Source organism: Flavobacterium sp. 22659 (assembly GCF_052044235.1).
GTDB lineage: Bacteria > Bacteroidota > Bacteroidia > Flavobacteriales > Flavobacteriaceae > Flavobacterium > Flavobacterium johnsoniae.
This window is the reverse complement of sequence record NZ_JBQEMU010000005.1, coordinates 239931-254128: the sequence shown is the minus strand read 5'-3', so window position 1 is coordinate 254128 and position 14198 is coordinate 239931. Positions and strand designations below refer to the sequence as shown.

Here is a 14198-nt window from a genome sequence, read left to right as displayed (position 1 = left end):
GATATTTCTTTTTTATAAAAACTGTTTCGAGATTTTCTCAGCTTTTTTGCTTTCGCTGTAATCGTAAAAACCTTCACCGGATTTAACCCCAAGTTTACCAGCTCTTACCATATTTACTAAAAGCGGGCAAGGAGCATATTTAGGATTTTTGAATCCGTCGTACATTACATTTAGAATTGCAAGACAAACATCAAGTCCAATAAAATCGGCCAATTGAAGTGGTCCCATTGGGTGTCCCATTCCTAATTTCATTACCGTATCTATTTCGTAAACTCCGGCAACTTTATTGTATAACGTTTCGATGGCTTCGTTTAGCATTGGCATTAAAATTCTGTTTGCTACAAAACCTGGATAATCGTTTACTTCTACAGGAACTTTACCTAATTTTTCAGATAAAGTCATGATGATTTTAGTTACTTCATCGCTGGTATTATATCCGCGGATGATTTCAACCAATTTCATAATTGGCACAGGATTCATAAAGTGCATTCCGATAACACGTTCAGGATGTGCCACAACAGCTCCGATTTGTGTAATTGAAATAGAAGAAGTATTGGTTGCTAAAATGGTATTGTGCGAGCAATATTCGTTTAATTGCTTAAAGATGTTTAGTTTTAATTCAACGTTTTCAGTTGCTGCTTCTACTACTAAATCAACTCCAACAACACCGTCTTTTAAATCTGTATAAGTGATGATATTGGTAATAGTTTTGGCAACATCTTCCTGAGTAATCGTTCCTTTAGATAACATACGGTCTAAGTTGGCAGCAATTGTTGCCATTCCTTTATCTAATGATTTTTCAGAAACATCGATTAATTTTACGGTAAATCCGCTTTGTGCAAAAGTGTGGGCAATTCCGTTACCCATTGTTCCTGCTCCAATTACAGCTATTGTTTTCATTTTTTGCTAGATATTTTTTTATGATTTAGCCACGAATTCACCAAATAATTCGTGAATTCGTGGCTAATTTATTTTGATTTTTTTTAAACTATTTATCGAAACAATCAATAATTTGATAAGCAACACGCAATGCATCTGTTGCCTGTTCAAGTGTTACAACTGGAGTTGTATTATTGTTAATTGCATCTGCAAATGAATTTAATTCATCTAAGATCGCATTGTTTTGTTCAACATCTGGATTAGTAAAATAAATTTGTTTTTTTACACCTTCTGCATTCTGTAAAATCATATCAAAATCTCCAGGGACTTCTGGTGCATCTTTCATGCGAACTACTTCGCATTTTTTCTCTAAAAAGTCAACAGAAATGTAAGCATCTTTTTGAAAGAAACGTGATTTACGCATGTTTTTCAATGAAATTCGGCTTGCTGTTAAGTTGGCAACGCAGCCATTTTCAAATTCGATTCTTGCGTTGGCAATATCCGGAGTTTCACTGATAACTGAAACACCGCTTGCATTGATGCTTTTTACTTTAGATTTTACAACGCTCAAAATAGCGTCGATATCATGTATCATTAAATCTAAAACCACAGGAACATCGGTACCTCGCGGATTAAATTCTGCCAAACGATGTGTTTCTATAAACATCGGATTTTCGATCATTTCTTTTGTAGCGATAAAAGCAGGATTAAAACGCTCAACATGACCTACTTGTCCTTTTACGTTGTGTTCTTTGGCTAAAGCAATAATTTCTTCAGCTTCTTCAACTGTATTGGCAATTGGTTTTTCTATAAAGATATGTTTTCCTGATTTTATGGCAACTTTTGCACATTTGTAATGTGAAAGTGTAGGAGTAACAATGTCAATCACGTCGACAGCGTGAATAAGTTTGGCAATTGTGCTGAAATTTTTATAGCCAAACTCTTTTGAGATTCTTTCGGCATTTTCTTGATTTTCGTCGTAAAATCCAACTAATTCGTATTTGTCAGATTGTTGTAATAAGCGTAAATGTATTTTACCAAGATGACCAGCACCTAAAACTCCTACTTTTAACATGAGAATGTATTTTAAACAAAAATATAATTTATTTGTTTAACGTGAAAATGAATTCATCTAATTGTGAGTTATGAATTGTGAATTGTAAATTATTTGCTGTCACTTTTGACTTTCGATATTTAACTTTCGACTGTATTAATTTATTATTTAAAAATCAATATTTGAAATCCTGTTTTGTTTCTTATTTTTGCGAAAATAAAACCTACCCATTTTGAAAGACACTGCCAAACATCAAGGACTTCGTAATCAATTAGTAACCACTTTAGAGCAAAAAGGTATTACTGACAGAGCTGTTTTAGATGCGATAAAAAAAATCCCAAGACACCTTTTTTTGAATTCTAGTTTTGAAGATTTTGCTTATCAGGACAAAGCGTTTCCTATTGGTGCCGGGCAGACTATTTCTCAGCCTTACACGGTTGCTTTTCAGTCACAATTACTTGAAGTTAAGAAGGATCACAAAGTTCTGGAAATAGGAACGGGTTCTGGTTATCAAACTGCCGTTTTATTTATGCTTGGTGCTAAAGTGTATACGGTTGAGAGACAAAGTGAACTATTTAAAACAACATCTAATTTATTTCCGAAATTAAATATCCGCCCCAAACACGTTACGTTTGGAGATGGTTATAAAGGATTACCAAATTTTGCACCATTTGACAGTATTATAGTTACAGCGGGTGCGCCATTTATTCCGCAGCCATTAATGGCACAATTAAAAATAGGAGGAAGGCTTGTTATTCCGTTAGGAGAAGATGTTCAGATTATGACTTTATTGATTAGAAAGAATGAAACACAATTTGAAAAACATGAGTTTGGAGAATTTAGATTTGTTCCTTTATTAGAAGATAAAAATTAATAGAAAGCCCGGTTTTTAACTGGGCTTTTTTATTTTTCGACTAATTCTATCGCTCTTTTTAGATTTTCTTTTTCAATTCTAGTGATATAATTAATAAAAATTGATGTATCATTCTGGGTTTGACTTTTCTCCAAAATAGAAAAATATTCATCGATACTCTTTTGGTCTTCTTCTATTGTGGTGTATGTGTAATTGTATTGCATTAAAATCCAGTTTAATGCTAGGTTAGCCATTTGTAAATTTCCATTCGCAAAAGGCTTAATTTCAAGTATTTTTAAATGCGCTTCAGAGGCAAGAATTATTGGGTGAAGATTGTTTTTTTGTGATTCATGCCAATTGAAAAATAAATTCATTTCGCGTGTAATAACTGGATCATTTATATATTTTCCAGAATTTTCAGATTCAAATCCTTTGAAAATTAAATTATGAAGTAAAAGAAAATCTTTTTCATTTAAAGATGTTTTCTTTTGAGTTAAATCTTTAATGTAAAACACTGCTTCTTGAAAATTAATGGCTTCAAGATGACTTTGCATGCTTTTTCCGGAAATAGTTAGTCCATCATTTATAACCAATTTGGTTTCTTCTAGTGTTAGTGGATTTTTATTTAAATGAATACTTTTAAAAACAAACTCTAATTCTAAAGTTTTTGAAATCTGACGGAGCTCAAAATGATTAAAGGAATGGATTTTATTTTTTAAGATTTCAATTTCATCTAAAATATTTTGAATAGAAGATATTATAGCAGAATTGATTTCTTTTTTGTTGTTTTGAATTTCTTGTTCAGCTAAAATTAAAGCTTTCAGTGCAAATTCTTCATCACCAATTTCATAAAGTATCTTTTCTTTAAGCCAGGTAATCATTAAAGTTTCATAATCAATTTCTAAAAGCTGAGATAATTTAATAACCTGATCTTTGGTTGGTTTTCGTGTTCCAGATTCAAATTTACTGATCAATGCCTGATCGATTCCGGCAAGCTGAGCCAATTCTCTCGTTTTTAGCCCTTTTTGTTCTCTTGCATTTTTTAAAAGTGATTTCATTTTTGATGAAATTTAAAGTCTTGACAAAAATAGTCATTTGTTTAGTCATAAAAAAAGCAGCATTTAAGCTGCTTTTTGTTTCTCTTATTTTGGAGGTAATGAGCCGTCTTTTCTCATTTCTTTTACAACTGCCTGCATTATAGCATCTACAGTTTGTCCTACATCTGTTACGTAATCAGATCTTGTGGTTCCGGTCCAGATTAATTTGTTTTCTTTTAGCGAAAAAATATTGGTTTCTACCATGTAATAAGTTGTTTCCTGATAATATCCCGGATCGTAGAAAGCCGGTGAATACATTCCGTACCAGTTTCCAAAACCGTATCCGTACATTCCGGAATATAAACCATCAAAGCCTCCGTAATACATTCCTGTATAACTTCCAGGAACGTAAGTAGTTTCTTTTTCAGTACTTACTAAACGCATCGTGACAACCCCGTCAAAATTTTCATCTTGAAGGATTTTTAATTTTTGTTCCTGCGTAAGGTGTTTGGTAGTTTCGTTTAGATATTGATAGGAAGTTTTAAAAATAGGATTGCTTGCAGCGATTCTGTTTTCGGCAATTCTTCTTGAAGCTTCGTCTTTAACGAGGGCAACTACTAAGACTTTTTTAAAATGTTCCTGAGCAACTGTTATTTTTGGATCTCTCCAGCTGTTTACAATAGTTGTATTACTGCCGCAGCTTGAAAGTGACAGAATTACAATGAGTAGAATTAAGTACTTTTTCATATTTTACAGTTATATGTTTGTAGTAAAAATAACTATAAAATTTTGATAAACACAGATTTAAGTAATTAAATCCGTGTTTAGTTATATGCTTTTTTAATTCTGTCTAAGTCGCGTTTTGTATCCTGCTCTTTTAGAGATTCACGTTTGTCGTAGTTTTTCTTTCCTTTACAAAGACCAATCTGCAGTTTTGCAAGACCTTTTTCATTGGTAAACAATTTTAAAGGCACAATAGTAAGACCTTTTGCCTGAACACTTTTATGAAGGTTTTTTAATTCTTTTTTATTCAAAAGCAATTTTCGTTCACTTCTTGATTTATGGTTGAATTGATTCCCAAATGAATATTCCTCTATATAAGTATTGATTGCAAAAAGTTCCATCCCGCTGAATTCGCAGAAGCTTTCTGTAATATTCGCTTTTCCTAAACGTATCGATTTAATTTCGGTTCCTGCCAAAACAATTCCGGCAGTATAGGTGTCGATTATTTCGTAATCAAACCGGGCTCTTTTATTAAGTATATTGACTGATTTTAACATGGGTACAAAAGTAAGAAAATTGCAGGAATATAAACTGCTCAAATATAATTAAAGATTTTTTTTAATCTATGATTTTAATCATCCTTCTCAAAAATGCTTACAAGTAAGTTTGTCCTGTAATTCAAAAACAAATTTATAATGAAAAAAATTGTAACATTAGTCAGTATTGTGTTAATGGGCTTAACCGCTAAGGCTCAGGATTCAGCTCAAGGACTAAAAGGAGCTTGGTTTGCAACCTCTCAATTCGGTTATCAGCAGACAAAAACTGCAGACGAAAAAAATACGAGTTTATCTGTACTTCCAATCGTGGGTACATTTGTAACTCCATCTGTAGCCGTTGGAGCAGGATTCGGATTAATTAACATTAAAGCCGAGTCAAATGCAGGCACAGCTGCAAAAACAGATTTAATTGTTATTCAGCCTTTAGTTAGAAAATATTGGAATGTAGCTGGTTCATTGTACTTCTTCGGACAGGCAGCGATACCAGTTATTACCGGAAAAGAAAAAGAAAGCGAGTTAAAAGTTAATCAGGTAGGATTATCAGTATCAGGAGGTTTTGATTATTTCATTACAAAAAACTTCTCTGTAGAGTTCTCTTACGATTTGGCTAATTTTACTTCTACAACTCTAGAGCCTAAAAATGGAGAAAAAACGACTGTTACAAATTTTGGATTGGCGCATGTTGCAAATGTTGACCCATTTTACAATACAGCTTTAGCAGGAAGTAATCCAAATTTAACTTCTCCGCTTTCTTTTGGATTTAAATTCATATTCTAATTTAGCGGATTGTTTTAGGTCAATTCCGTAATTTTGCAAAAAAGACCGTGCTTTTTTAAGTACGGTCTTTTAGTATTATTTAATATATAAATTAAAATGGAAAGCAAATCTAAAGATCCGCTTCACGGAATTACACTTCAAAAAATTGTTGAAACTCTTGTAGATTATTATGGTTTTGATACTTTAGGAGAATTAATTCCAATTAAGTGTTTTATATCAAATCCAAGCTTGAAATCGAGTCTTACTTTTTTAAGAAAAACAGATTGGGCAAGAAAGAAAGTGGAAGATTTGTATATAAAATCACTTCCTAAATTCAGCTGATTTACAATTTATAAGAAATCATCACACCGCCGCGGTACGGAAGCCATTCGCCGCTTTTATTGTAGTTAGGGGCTTTTTCATATCTTCCGGGAGTACCATCATTATAATATCCATGATAAAAACCTTGGTGCCAGCCGCCGCCAACAAAAATATCAAGTAAAAATTTATCGCTGAGTTTTACATTATAACCAACTGTAGCACCTAGTCTATAACCAAAACCATCTTCATATTTGTTACTGTCCCAGTAATTCCATTTTTGAAGTTCATATTTATCAGCACCTACATGACCTCCGACATAAAAACCATTGTATTTTTCTTTAAAATGGTAACGGATTTCTGGAGTTGCCGTATAAAATTTCATAGGAGAATGACCGTCAAATGATTCCCAAAAAGAAGCCATAACGTCAAAACTAAAAGTTGTTTTTTCGCCAATACTGGTTTCAACTCCAATATTTGGTACGCCAACTAAAGCTGTTACACCATTAAATTTGATAAAAGTCTGACTTTGTAATTGAATAGATATAAGAAGAACGGTAAGGGCGAATATTTTTTTCATGGTATTTTAAATCGCAGGGAATAATTTATTTTGGGGCAAATATAACTCAACTAAAACCTTAGTATTAAAGATTAACGGACTTTTAACAGGATTATTTTGGTCAGAAATAATTATATTTTTCTAATTATTTAGTAATGAGTAAATTACTTTATCGAGGAATTTTCCTTCCCAAAATTCGGCTTCTCTTAAATGAGCTTCTTTAACAAAACCGCATTTTTGTAAGACTTTTTCTGATGCGTAATTTTCAGGATCAATCACAGCTTCAATAGAATGTAATTTTAAATTTTCAAAACCATATTTTAGCAATACGTTTACTGCTTCGGGAATAATTCCTTTTCCGTGAAAATCTGGAGACAGCATATAGCCAATTTCGGCGCGGTAATTTTCAGGCTGCATTCTGTAATAGCCAATTATTCCTAAAAGTTTAGGATTGCCTTTTAAAGTTATTGCCCAATTGATTCCAATATTTGTTTCAATTTTTTCTTCGATCATCGCAATGTGCAGTAAGGCGTCTTCATTGTCTTTAACTAATGGCCTTGGGATGAATTTCATAGTTTCAGGATTCGATCTCAATTCGAATACTTCGTTAACGTCATCATTTGTAATTCTTCTTAAAAGTAAACGCTCGGTTTCGATTACAGGAAATGGATTAAAATTGAATTCTAACATTATGATATTATTTTAATACTAAATTGAGAATGGAAAGATTGATCGATTTCTAAAACCAAAATACCTTCTTTTTTAAATAAATCACCTGAATTATCTGCAGTGTCTGAGTAGCCAAACCATGGTTCTATACAAACAAATGGCGCCTGGTCTTTTGTCCAGATTCCTAAGCTTGGAAAATCTTCAAAATCAACCTGAACGTAAGGTTTTTTATTTTCAAGTATAGTTAATGAATTTGATTCTAGTGTTTTAAAAACTAAAGCATCATTTTCAAAAAGTTTATAAGTTAACGGAACGACATTTTCTGTAGTTTTTAGAGTTTCAGTTTTATTTGAAATTAGATCATTCTCTAAAAGATTATACTTTAAAGGTTCTTGTTTTTCAAATTTAAAAGAATAGTTCTCGAAATTTTCAGGAAGCGCAATTGCAGGATGTGCTCCAATAGAAAATGGCATTTTAGTTTCACCTTTATTAATTACGATATATTCTATGTTTAAAGAAGTGTTTTCAAGCGTATAAATAAGCTGTAATTCAAATTCGAAAGGGTATTTTTTTAAAGTTTCGGCATTTGATTCTAACGAAAAAACAGCACTATTTCCTGTTTTCTCAATCAATTTAAATTCCATATCTCTTGCAAAACCATGTCTTGACAGTTGATATTCTTTTTTATCAATAGTATAAGTATTGTTCTTTAATGTACCTACAATTGGAAACAAAACAGGTGAGTGTTTACCCCAAAAATCAGGATTTCCTTCCCAGATATATTCTTTGTTTTGATTGTCTTTTAAAGAAAATAATTCTGCTCCTGCATGTTTGATAGAAGCTTTAAGTATTGAGTTTGATATTGTTGTATCCAAAATAATAGAATTGAAATAGAATTAAGTTTTAAATCGTGATGTAAATATATTTTATAAATTTTGTTTTTTAGGAAAAATACTCTGAATTATTTTTTTGATAAAATTTTGCTAAAATTAAATTTAAGCTTAACTATTCCTCTGCAAATAGCTTTTTTTTTCATTAATTTGCTACATAAACAGCTAAAAAATATGAAAAAGCAATCTGCAAAAGCCATACTAACCGCGGCTTTATTTTTTGGGATTTCTTCAGTCTGGGCGCAGCAAACGTCTCCGGCGGCGACAGCAAATCCGGTAAACAATTATAATTATCACGATGCCTTTGGTCCGCATTTTTATACAAAAAATGGAACAACGACCCGTACAGCAAGCGGTCAGCCGGGAGCAGAATACTGGCAGAACAGAGCCGATTATCAAATCACAGCAAAATTAAATGGTACTACAAATGAAATTGTAGGTACAGATGAAATTACATATACTAATAATAGTCCTGATAAATTAGGTTTTCTTTGGTTGAATTTAGATCAGAATTTATTTAAAGAAGATTCTAGAGGAAACGCTGTTGTGCCATTGACAGGAAGCCGTAACGGAGCTCAAGGGCAGGTTTTTGACGGAGGAAACAAAATTAAATCTGTAAAAGTGATTTCCGGAGGGAAAAACAAAACAGAAGTTGCAGCAAAATATATCGTTACAGATACTAGAATGCAGATATTTCTTCCACAGGAATTAGCAGCAAAAGGAGGTTCTGTAAAAATTAAAATCGAATTTTCATTCATTGCGCCATTTGAAGGTTCTGACAGAATGGGGGTTTTGGAAACTAAAAACGGAAAAATCTTTACAATTGCACAATGGTACCCTCGTATGTGTGTATACGATGATGTACGCGGATGGAACACAGCTCCTTATTTAGGCGCTTCAGAGTTTTACTTAGAATATGGTGATTTTGATGTAAAATTGACAGTTCCGGGGAATCACTTTGTAGTTGCTTCTGGTGAATTAATAAATGGTCAGGAAGTGTTTTCTGCAGATCATTTCAAAAAATATAAGGATGCTGCAAACAGCGATAAAACGGTAACAATTCGTTCTGAACAAGAAGCAAATTCAGCTTCAAATGCAAATGCAGGAACAGAGAAAACATGGCATTATAAAATTAAAAATGCACGTGATTTTTCTTGGGCATCATCTCCGGCTTTTATCTTAGATGGAGCAAAAATTAATCTTCCAAGCGGAAAAAAATCTTTAGCATTATCTGCCTATCCTGTTGAAAGTGCCGGACAAGGTGCTTACGGACGTTCTACTGAATATGTAAAAGCATCAATCGAACATTATTCTAAACAATGGTTCGAATATCCTTATCCCGCTGCTACAAACGTTGCTGGAAATGAAGGAGGAATGGAATATCCAGGAATTGTTTTCTGCGGATGGAAATCTAAAGGGCAAGATTTATGGGGAGTTACAGACCACGAATTTGGCCACATTTGGTTCCCAATGATTGTAGGTTCAAACGAAAGATTATTCGGCTGGATGGATGAAGGATTTAATACTTTTATTAACTCATTAAGTACAGCTGCTTTTAATAATGGAGAATACAAAGAACCTGCAACAGATTTACACGAGCAGGCTGAGCCTTTTACAAGACCTGATTTAGAAACCATTATGAGTTCTCCTGATAATATGAAGGAAGGAAATATAGGTATGTTATGTTACTTTAAACCAAGTGCAGGTCTGGTAATCTTAAGAGAACAAATTTTAGGGAAAGAACGTTTCGATACAGCTTTTAGAACTTATATTGAGCGTTGGGCTTACAAACACCCACAGCCGGATGATTTCTTCAGATCTATGGAAAATGTAGCAGGAGAAGACTTAAGCTGGTTCTGGAGAAGCTGGTTCGTAAATAACTGGCGTTTTGATCAGGGAATCAATTCGATTAAATATGTAAAAAATGATCCTGCAAAAGGAGTTATTATTACTGTTGAGAATTTTGATAAAATGCCAATGCCGATTGTTTTAGATGTTAAAACAAAAAGCGGTAAAGTAAGCAGAGTAAATCTTCCTGTAGAAATTTGGCAGCGTAATAACAGCTGGTCTTTCAAGCACAATTCTACAGAAGAAATTGAAAGCATCACTTTAGATCCAGATCACGCTTTTCCAGATAATAATACATCAAACAATGTTTGGACAGCTGGAAAAGGTAAAGTAGAAAAAGACATAATTTTAGATCCATATTTAGGAATGTTTTCGACTTCAAGAGCACCTCTTAAAATTGAAGTTACAGAGAAAAACAGCACAATGTATTTTGAAATTACAGATTTTCCGAAGTTTTCAGTTAAACCAGTAGAAAACGAAAAAGACACATTTGAATCTAAAGGAGCTGGTTTAAAATTCAAATACAATGAAGCAAAAACAGGTTTTGATATGATTGTTACAGGCAGCGGGCAAGTGATTCCGTTTACAAAAAGCTAAATACAAAACTCCAAATAATGTAAACCCGATGGTATTTTTACTATCGGGTTTTTCTTTTGTTTAAACTTTTCAGAGTTTCAAGTTTATTTAGTCAAGTTAGAAAAAAAAGAAAACCTCAGAACCTTAGTGACTTAGAATCTTAGTATCTCTAAAAATAACTTTTCATTAAAAAAATGTTAGAATTTTAATTTTTTGTTTTGTAAATAAAAAAAAGATGTACTTTTGCACCGATGAATAAAATAAGTTTACATATAACTTCTTTGTCACGGACAAACTCACCGATTACTTCTCCCGAAGTACGGACACTATCTCTATAGTGTTCACTGAGTTTTATAGCCGTATATTTATTCATATCCATTTTTCATTTTGAAATCACATAATTTGTCCATTGGACAAACATATCCTAAAAGTATTTATTATTTTGTAAATTTTCTTAGTCAAGTTTTTGATTTAGAGAGTGTTACTTTTGTTTTGCTTAATTTTATTGGATTCAATTCTGGATTTCAAACTAAACAACATGCTTTAATTTTTAACTCTAACTTCAATTATTGAAATGAAGATCTCTATTGTTGTTACCCAGGAAGAACACTTCAAATTCGCACAAGAAATCTGCGATACGATAGAATCATCTGCCTTGTTAAGAGGTACGGGGATTGCTAAAAGAACTCCTGAGTACATTCAGAAAAAAATGTCGAATGGTGATGCGATGATTGCTCTGGCTGATGGAAAATTTGCAGGTTTTTGTTACATCGAAAGCTGGGAACACGGAAAGTTCGTGGCACATTCCGGCTTAATTGTACACCCTGACTATAGAAGTTTAGGATTGGCAAAAAAGATAAAATCAAAAGTATTTGATTATTCTTTGCAGCGATATCCAGATGCTAAAATATTTGGAATTACAACCGGTTTGGCAGTAATGAAAATTAACTCTGATTTAGGCTATAAACCAGTTCCGTTCTCAGAATTAACAACCGATCCAAGTTTCTGGGCAGGCTGTAAAACCTGTACTAACTTCCCAATTTTACAGAGCAAAGAAAACAAAATGTGTCTTTGCACCGGAATGTTATACGACCCAAAAGAAAAACAAAAAACACCGCCGAGACACCCTTTTAATGAGGCTGTTTTAAGCAGACTTAAAAAAATCAAACAGGCTTTATTCTTAAACAAAATATTGTCATTTATTTTTTTATTCAAAATTTAATCAAAAAGAAATCTCAAACTGCTATATACGAAAGTATTAGCCTAAATTATAAAAAATGAAAAAAGTAGTATTAGCTTATAGCGGAGGATTAGATACCTCGTATTGTTTGAAATATTTAAAAAATGAAAAAGGATACGAAGTTCACACTGTTCTTGTAGACACAGGAGGATTTTCTGCTGAAGAATTAACAGCTATTGAAAAAAGAGCATATGAGTTAGGAAGTGCGCAGCATGCCAACTTAACAATTTTAGACAAATATTACGATAAAGCTATAAAATACCTGATTTTTGGAAATGTATTAAAAAATAATACATACCCATTATCAGTAAGTGCAGAGCGTGTTTTTCAAGCAATTGAAGCTATAAAATATGCAAAAAAAGTTGGAGCGACTGCAATCGCTCACGGAAGTACAGGTGCTGGAAACGACCAAATTCGTTTTGATTTGATTTTCCAGACCATTGCTCCAGAAATCGAAATTATTACTCCAATTAGAGATTTAAAATTATCAAGACAAGAAGAAGTTGATTATTTGGCTCAAAACGGAGTTCACTACTCTTGGGAAAAAGCACAATATTCTATCAATAAAGGACTTTGGGGAACAAGCGTTGGAGGAAAAGAAACTTTAACTTCTAGTCAGCCATTGCCAAGTGAAGCATATCCTTCTCAATTGCAAAAAGAAGGTGAAGAGAAAGTGACACTTCATTTTGAGCAAGGAGAGTTAGTTGGTTTAAACGGAAAAACTGATAAACCTTCAAATAATATTGTGGCTCTTGAAAAATTGGCAAGTGCTTATGCGATTGGTAGAGATATTCACGTTGGAGATACGATTATTGGAATTAAAGGAAGAGTTGGTTTTGAAGCAGCAGCTCCGTTAATTATCATCAAAGCGCACCATTTATTGGAGAAACACACTCTTGGAAAATGGCAGCAATATTGGAAAGAACAATTAGGAAACTGGTACGGAATGTTATTCCACGAAGGTCAGTTTTTAGATCCAGTGATGAGAAACATTGAAACTTTCTTGCAAGACACTCAAAAAACAGTAAACGGAACGGTGACAGTTTCATTAAAACCATACCATTTCTCACTTGACGGAATCGAATCTGAAAACGATTTAATGAACACAGGTTTTGGTCAATACGGGGAAATGAACAATGCCTGGACATCTGACGATGCAAAAGGATTTATCAAGATTTTAGGAAATGCACAAAACATATTCTCATCTGTAAACAAATTAGATCATGATTAATGTCGGAATTATTGGTGGTTCGGGCTACACAGCCGGAGAACTCATCAGAATTTTAATGTATCACCCAAAAGTAAACATCGATTTTGTTTACAGTACAACAAATGCTGGAAAACCGCTTTCTGTAGCGCACCACGATTTGATGGGTGATATCGAAATGAATTTTACAGATGAAATTAATCCAAATGTGAATGTTGTTTTCTTGTGTTTAGGTCACGGAAAATCGATTTCATTTTTGAAAGAAAATCAGTTTGCAAGCCATACTAAAATCATCGATTTAGGAAATGATTTCAGATTGAATAAAGACGCTCATTTCGAAGGAAAAGATTTCGTTTACGGATTGCCAGAGATCAATAAAGCGGAAATCAAAAAGACAAATTATATCGCCAATCCAGGCTGTTTTGCAACTGCTATTCAGTTGGCTTTATTACCTTTAGCAAAACACAATTTGTTGAATAATGATGTTCATATTAATGCTACAACCGGAAGTACAGGAGCAGGAGTAAGTCTTTCAGAAACTTCTCATTTCAGTTGGAGAAACAACAATATGTCGCATTACAAAGCTTTTGAACATCAGCATTTAGGTGAAATCGGAGAAAGTTTAGTTCAGTTGCAGGATGATTTTGACAGCGAATTGCTTTTTATTCCAAACAGAGGAGATTTTCCAAGAGGAATTTTTGCAACCTTATATACATTGTGCGATGATAGTTTGGAACAATTAGTAGCGAAATACGAAGAGTTTTACAAAAATGAGCCTTTTGTAACCGTTACCACAACAAACATCAACATGAAACAAGTGGTGCAAACGAATAAATGTATTATTAGTTTATTGAAAAAAGGAAACCGGGTTCTCATAACATCAATTATCGATAACTTAACCAAAGGTGCTTCAGGACAAGCGATTCAAAACATGAATTTAATGTTCGGTTTAGAAGAAACCACAGGTTTACATTTGAAACCAAGCGGATTTTAATATAAAAGTTGATGGTTGTTGGTTTATAGTTTATGGAA

General features: G+C 33.1%; 16 protein-coding genes. 7 read left to right on the top strand and 9 right to left on the bottom strand.

Annotated features, from left to right (window positions below; translation table 11 throughout):
* Positions 1-12: 12 nt before the first annotated feature.
* Together ACTJIW_RS07960 and ACTJIW_RS07955 are read right to left on the bottom strand one after the other, a co-directional pair.
* Positions 13-900 (bottom strand): 3-hydroxyacyl-CoA dehydrogenase family protein, encoded by an 888-nt coding sequence (locus ACTJIW_RS07960; RefSeq protein WP_012025431.1) that lies wholly within the window; start codon positions 898-900, stop codon positions 13-15.
* Between the two features lie 88 nt (positions 901-988).
* On the bottom strand, positions 989-1954 hold the full coding sequence (locus tag ACTJIW_RS07955; protein WP_012025430.1) for a Gfo/Idh/MocA family protein: 966 nt from the start codon (positions 1952-1954) through the stop codon (positions 989-991).
* A 211-nt stretch (positions 1955-2165) separates the two neighbouring features.
* Here ACTJIW_RS07955 and ACTJIW_RS07950 point away from each other — a divergent pair, with 211 nt between their 5' ends.
* Entirely contained in the window at positions 2166-2807 is a 642-nt protein-coding gene (locus ACTJIW_RS07950) for a protein-L-isoaspartate(D-aspartate) O-methyltransferase (protein ID WP_121361581.1), read from the top strand.
* Positions 2808-2836: 29 nt separating this feature from the next.
* Here ACTJIW_RS07950 and ACTJIW_RS07945 read toward each other — a convergent pair whose 3' ends face one another.
* The 3 genes from ACTJIW_RS07945 to smpB form a co-directional block, all read right to left on the bottom strand.
* Positions 2837-3844: a helix-turn-helix domain-containing protein gene (locus ACTJIW_RS07945; protein WP_440716004.1), complete on the bottom strand. Its 1008-nt coding sequence runs from the start codon at positions 3842-3844 to the stop codon at positions 2837-2839.
* An 84-nt stretch (positions 3845-3928) separates the two neighbouring features.
* Positions 3929-4570 (bottom strand): hypothetical protein, encoded by a 642-nt coding sequence (locus ACTJIW_RS07940; RefSeq protein ID WP_440716003.1) that lies wholly within the window; start codon positions 4568-4570, stop codon positions 3929-3931.
* A gap of 77 nt (positions 4571-4647) precedes the next feature.
* Complete coding sequence (gene smpB / locus ACTJIW_RS07935) at positions 4648-5103, bottom strand: SsrA-binding protein SmpB (RefSeq protein ID WP_073409225.1); 456 nt, start codon at positions 5101-5103, stop codon at positions 4648-4650.
* A gap of 138 nt (positions 5104-5241) precedes the next feature.
* Here smpB and ACTJIW_RS07930 point away from each other — a divergent pair, with 138 nt between their 5' ends.
* Positions 5242-5880: an outer membrane beta-barrel protein gene (locus ACTJIW_RS07930; protein WP_149207691.1), complete on the top strand. Its 639-nt coding sequence runs from the start codon at positions 5242-5244 to the stop codon at positions 5878-5880.
* A 96-nt stretch (positions 5881-5976) separates the two neighbouring features.
* Positions 5977-6201, top strand: coding sequence for a VF530 family DNA-binding protein (locus ACTJIW_RS07925; RefSeq protein WP_440716002.1), 225 nt, complete (start codon positions 5977-5979; stop codon positions 6199-6201).
* A 1-nt stretch (position 6202) separates the two neighbouring features.
* Here the strand turns inward: ACTJIW_RS07925 and ACTJIW_RS07920 are convergent, their stop codons facing one another.
* The 3 genes from ACTJIW_RS07920 to ACTJIW_RS07910 all read right to left on the bottom strand — a co-directional run bounded on the left by ACTJIW_RS07920 (position 6203) and on the right by ACTJIW_RS07910 (position 8280).
* Positions 6203-6757 carry a DUF3575 domain-containing protein gene (locus ACTJIW_RS07920; protein ID WP_012025423.1) on the bottom strand — a complete coding sequence of 185 codons (555 nt, stop codon included), beginning with the start codon at positions 6755-6757 and terminating at the stop codon, positions 6203-6205.
* Between the two features lie 120 nt (positions 6758-6877).
* On the bottom strand, positions 6878-7426 hold the full coding sequence (locus tag ACTJIW_RS07915; RefSeq protein ID WP_012025422.1) for a GNAT family N-acetyltransferase: 549 nt from the start codon (positions 7424-7426) through the stop codon (positions 6878-6880).
* Positions 7426-8280 carry an aldose 1-epimerase family protein gene (locus ACTJIW_RS07910; protein ID WP_121361578.1) on the bottom strand — a complete coding sequence of 285 codons (855 nt, stop codon included), beginning with the start codon at positions 8278-8280 and terminating at the stop codon, positions 7426-7428. Before ACTJIW_RS07910 ends, ACTJIW_RS07915 begins: the two co-directional genes overlap by 1 nt.
* A 189-nt stretch (positions 8281-8469) precedes the next feature.
* Here ACTJIW_RS07910 and ACTJIW_RS07905 point away from each other — a divergent pair, with 189 nt between their 5' ends.
* Positions 8470-10740 (top strand): M1 family metallopeptidase, encoded by a 2271-nt coding sequence (locus ACTJIW_RS07905; protein WP_440716001.1) that lies wholly within the window; start codon positions 8470-8472, stop codon positions 10738-10740.
* A gap of 184 nt (positions 10741-10924) precedes the next feature.
* Here ACTJIW_RS07905 and ACTJIW_RS07900 read toward each other — a convergent pair whose 3' ends face one another.
* Positions 10925-11092, bottom strand: a complete 168-nt coding sequence (locus tag ACTJIW_RS07900) for a hypothetical protein (protein ID WP_159436632.1) — start codon at positions 11090-11092, stop codon at positions 10925-10927.
* 201 nt (positions 11093-11293) lie between these two features.
* On the opposite strand from ACTJIW_RS07900, the gene ACTJIW_RS07895 reads away from it, so the two are divergent.
* From ACTJIW_RS07895 to argC, 3 genes are read left to right on the top strand one after another with little or no spacing between them, the layout of a single operon-like run.
* Positions 11294-11941, top strand: coding sequence for a GNAT family N-acetyltransferase (locus ACTJIW_RS07895; protein WP_073409231.1), 648 nt, complete (start codon positions 11294-11296; stop codon positions 11939-11941).
* 55 nt (positions 11942-11996) lie between these two features.
* Positions 11997-13190, top strand: coding sequence for an argininosuccinate synthase (locus ACTJIW_RS07890; protein ID WP_073409232.1), 1194 nt, complete (start codon positions 11997-11999; stop codon positions 13188-13190).
* On the top strand, positions 13183-14160 hold the full coding sequence (argC, locus tag ACTJIW_RS07885; RefSeq protein ID WP_440716000.1) for an N-acetyl-gamma-glutamyl-phosphate reductase: 978 nt from the start codon (positions 13183-13185) through the stop codon (positions 14158-14160). The genes ACTJIW_RS07890 and argC overlap by 8 nt, the downstream gene beginning before the upstream one ends.
* Positions 14161-14198: the final 38 nt, after the last annotated feature.

Excerpts from the sequence above, each read along its gene's own strand:
- ACTJIW_RS07955 (WP_012025430.1), bottom strand. The coding sequence starts at position 1,954 with ATGTTAAAAGTAGGAGTTTTAGGTGCTGGTCATCTTGGTAAAATACAT.
- ACTJIW_RS07925 (WP_440716002.1), top strand. The coding sequence starts at position 5,977 with ATGGAAAGCAAATCTAAAGATCCGCTTCACGGAATTACACTTCAAAAA.
- ACTJIW_RS07900 (WP_159436632.1), bottom strand. The coding sequence starts at position 11,092 with ATGAATAAATATACGGCTATAAAACTCAGTGAACACTATAGAGATAGT.
- ACTJIW_RS07960 (WP_012025431.1), bottom strand. The coding sequence starts at position 900 with ATGAAAACAATAGCTGTAATTGGAGCAGGAACAATGGGTAACGGAATT.
- ACTJIW_RS07895 (WP_073409231.1), top strand. The coding sequence starts at position 11,294 with ATGAAGATCTCTATTGTTGTTACCCAGGAAGAACACTTCAAATTCGCA.
- ACTJIW_RS07890 (WP_073409232.1), top strand. The coding sequence starts at position 11,997 with ATGAAAAAAGTAGTATTAGCTTATAGCGGAGGATTAGATACCTCGTAT.
- smpB (WP_073409225.1), bottom strand. The coding sequence starts at position 5,103 with ATGTTAAAATCAGTCAATATACTTAATAAAAGAGCCCGGTTTGATTAC.
- ACTJIW_RS07940 (WP_440716003.1), bottom strand. The coding sequence starts at position 4,570 with ATGAAAAAGTACTTAATTCTACTCATTGTAATTCTGTCACTTTCAAGC.
- ACTJIW_RS07945 (WP_440716004.1), bottom strand. The coding sequence starts at position 3,844 with ATGAAATCACTTTTAAAAAATGCAAGAGAACAAAAAGGGCTAAAAACG.
- ACTJIW_RS07905 (WP_440716001.1), top strand. The coding sequence starts at position 8,470 with ATGAAAAAGCAATCTGCAAAAGCCATACTAACCGCGGCTTTATTTTTT.
- ACTJIW_RS07920 (WP_012025423.1), bottom strand. The coding sequence starts at position 6,757 with ATGAAAAAAATATTCGCCCTTACCGTTCTTCTTATATCTATTCAATTA.
- ACTJIW_RS07915 (WP_012025422.1), bottom strand. The coding sequence starts at position 7,426 with ATGTTAGAATTCAATTTTAATCCATTTCCTGTAATCGAAACCGAGCGT.
- argC (WP_440716000.1), top strand. The coding sequence starts at position 13,183 with ATGATTAATGTCGGAATTATTGGTGGTTCGGGCTACACAGCCGGAGAA.
- ACTJIW_RS07930 (WP_149207691.1), top strand. The coding sequence starts at position 5,242 with ATGAAAAAAATTGTAACATTAGTCAGTATTGTGTTAATGGGCTTAACC.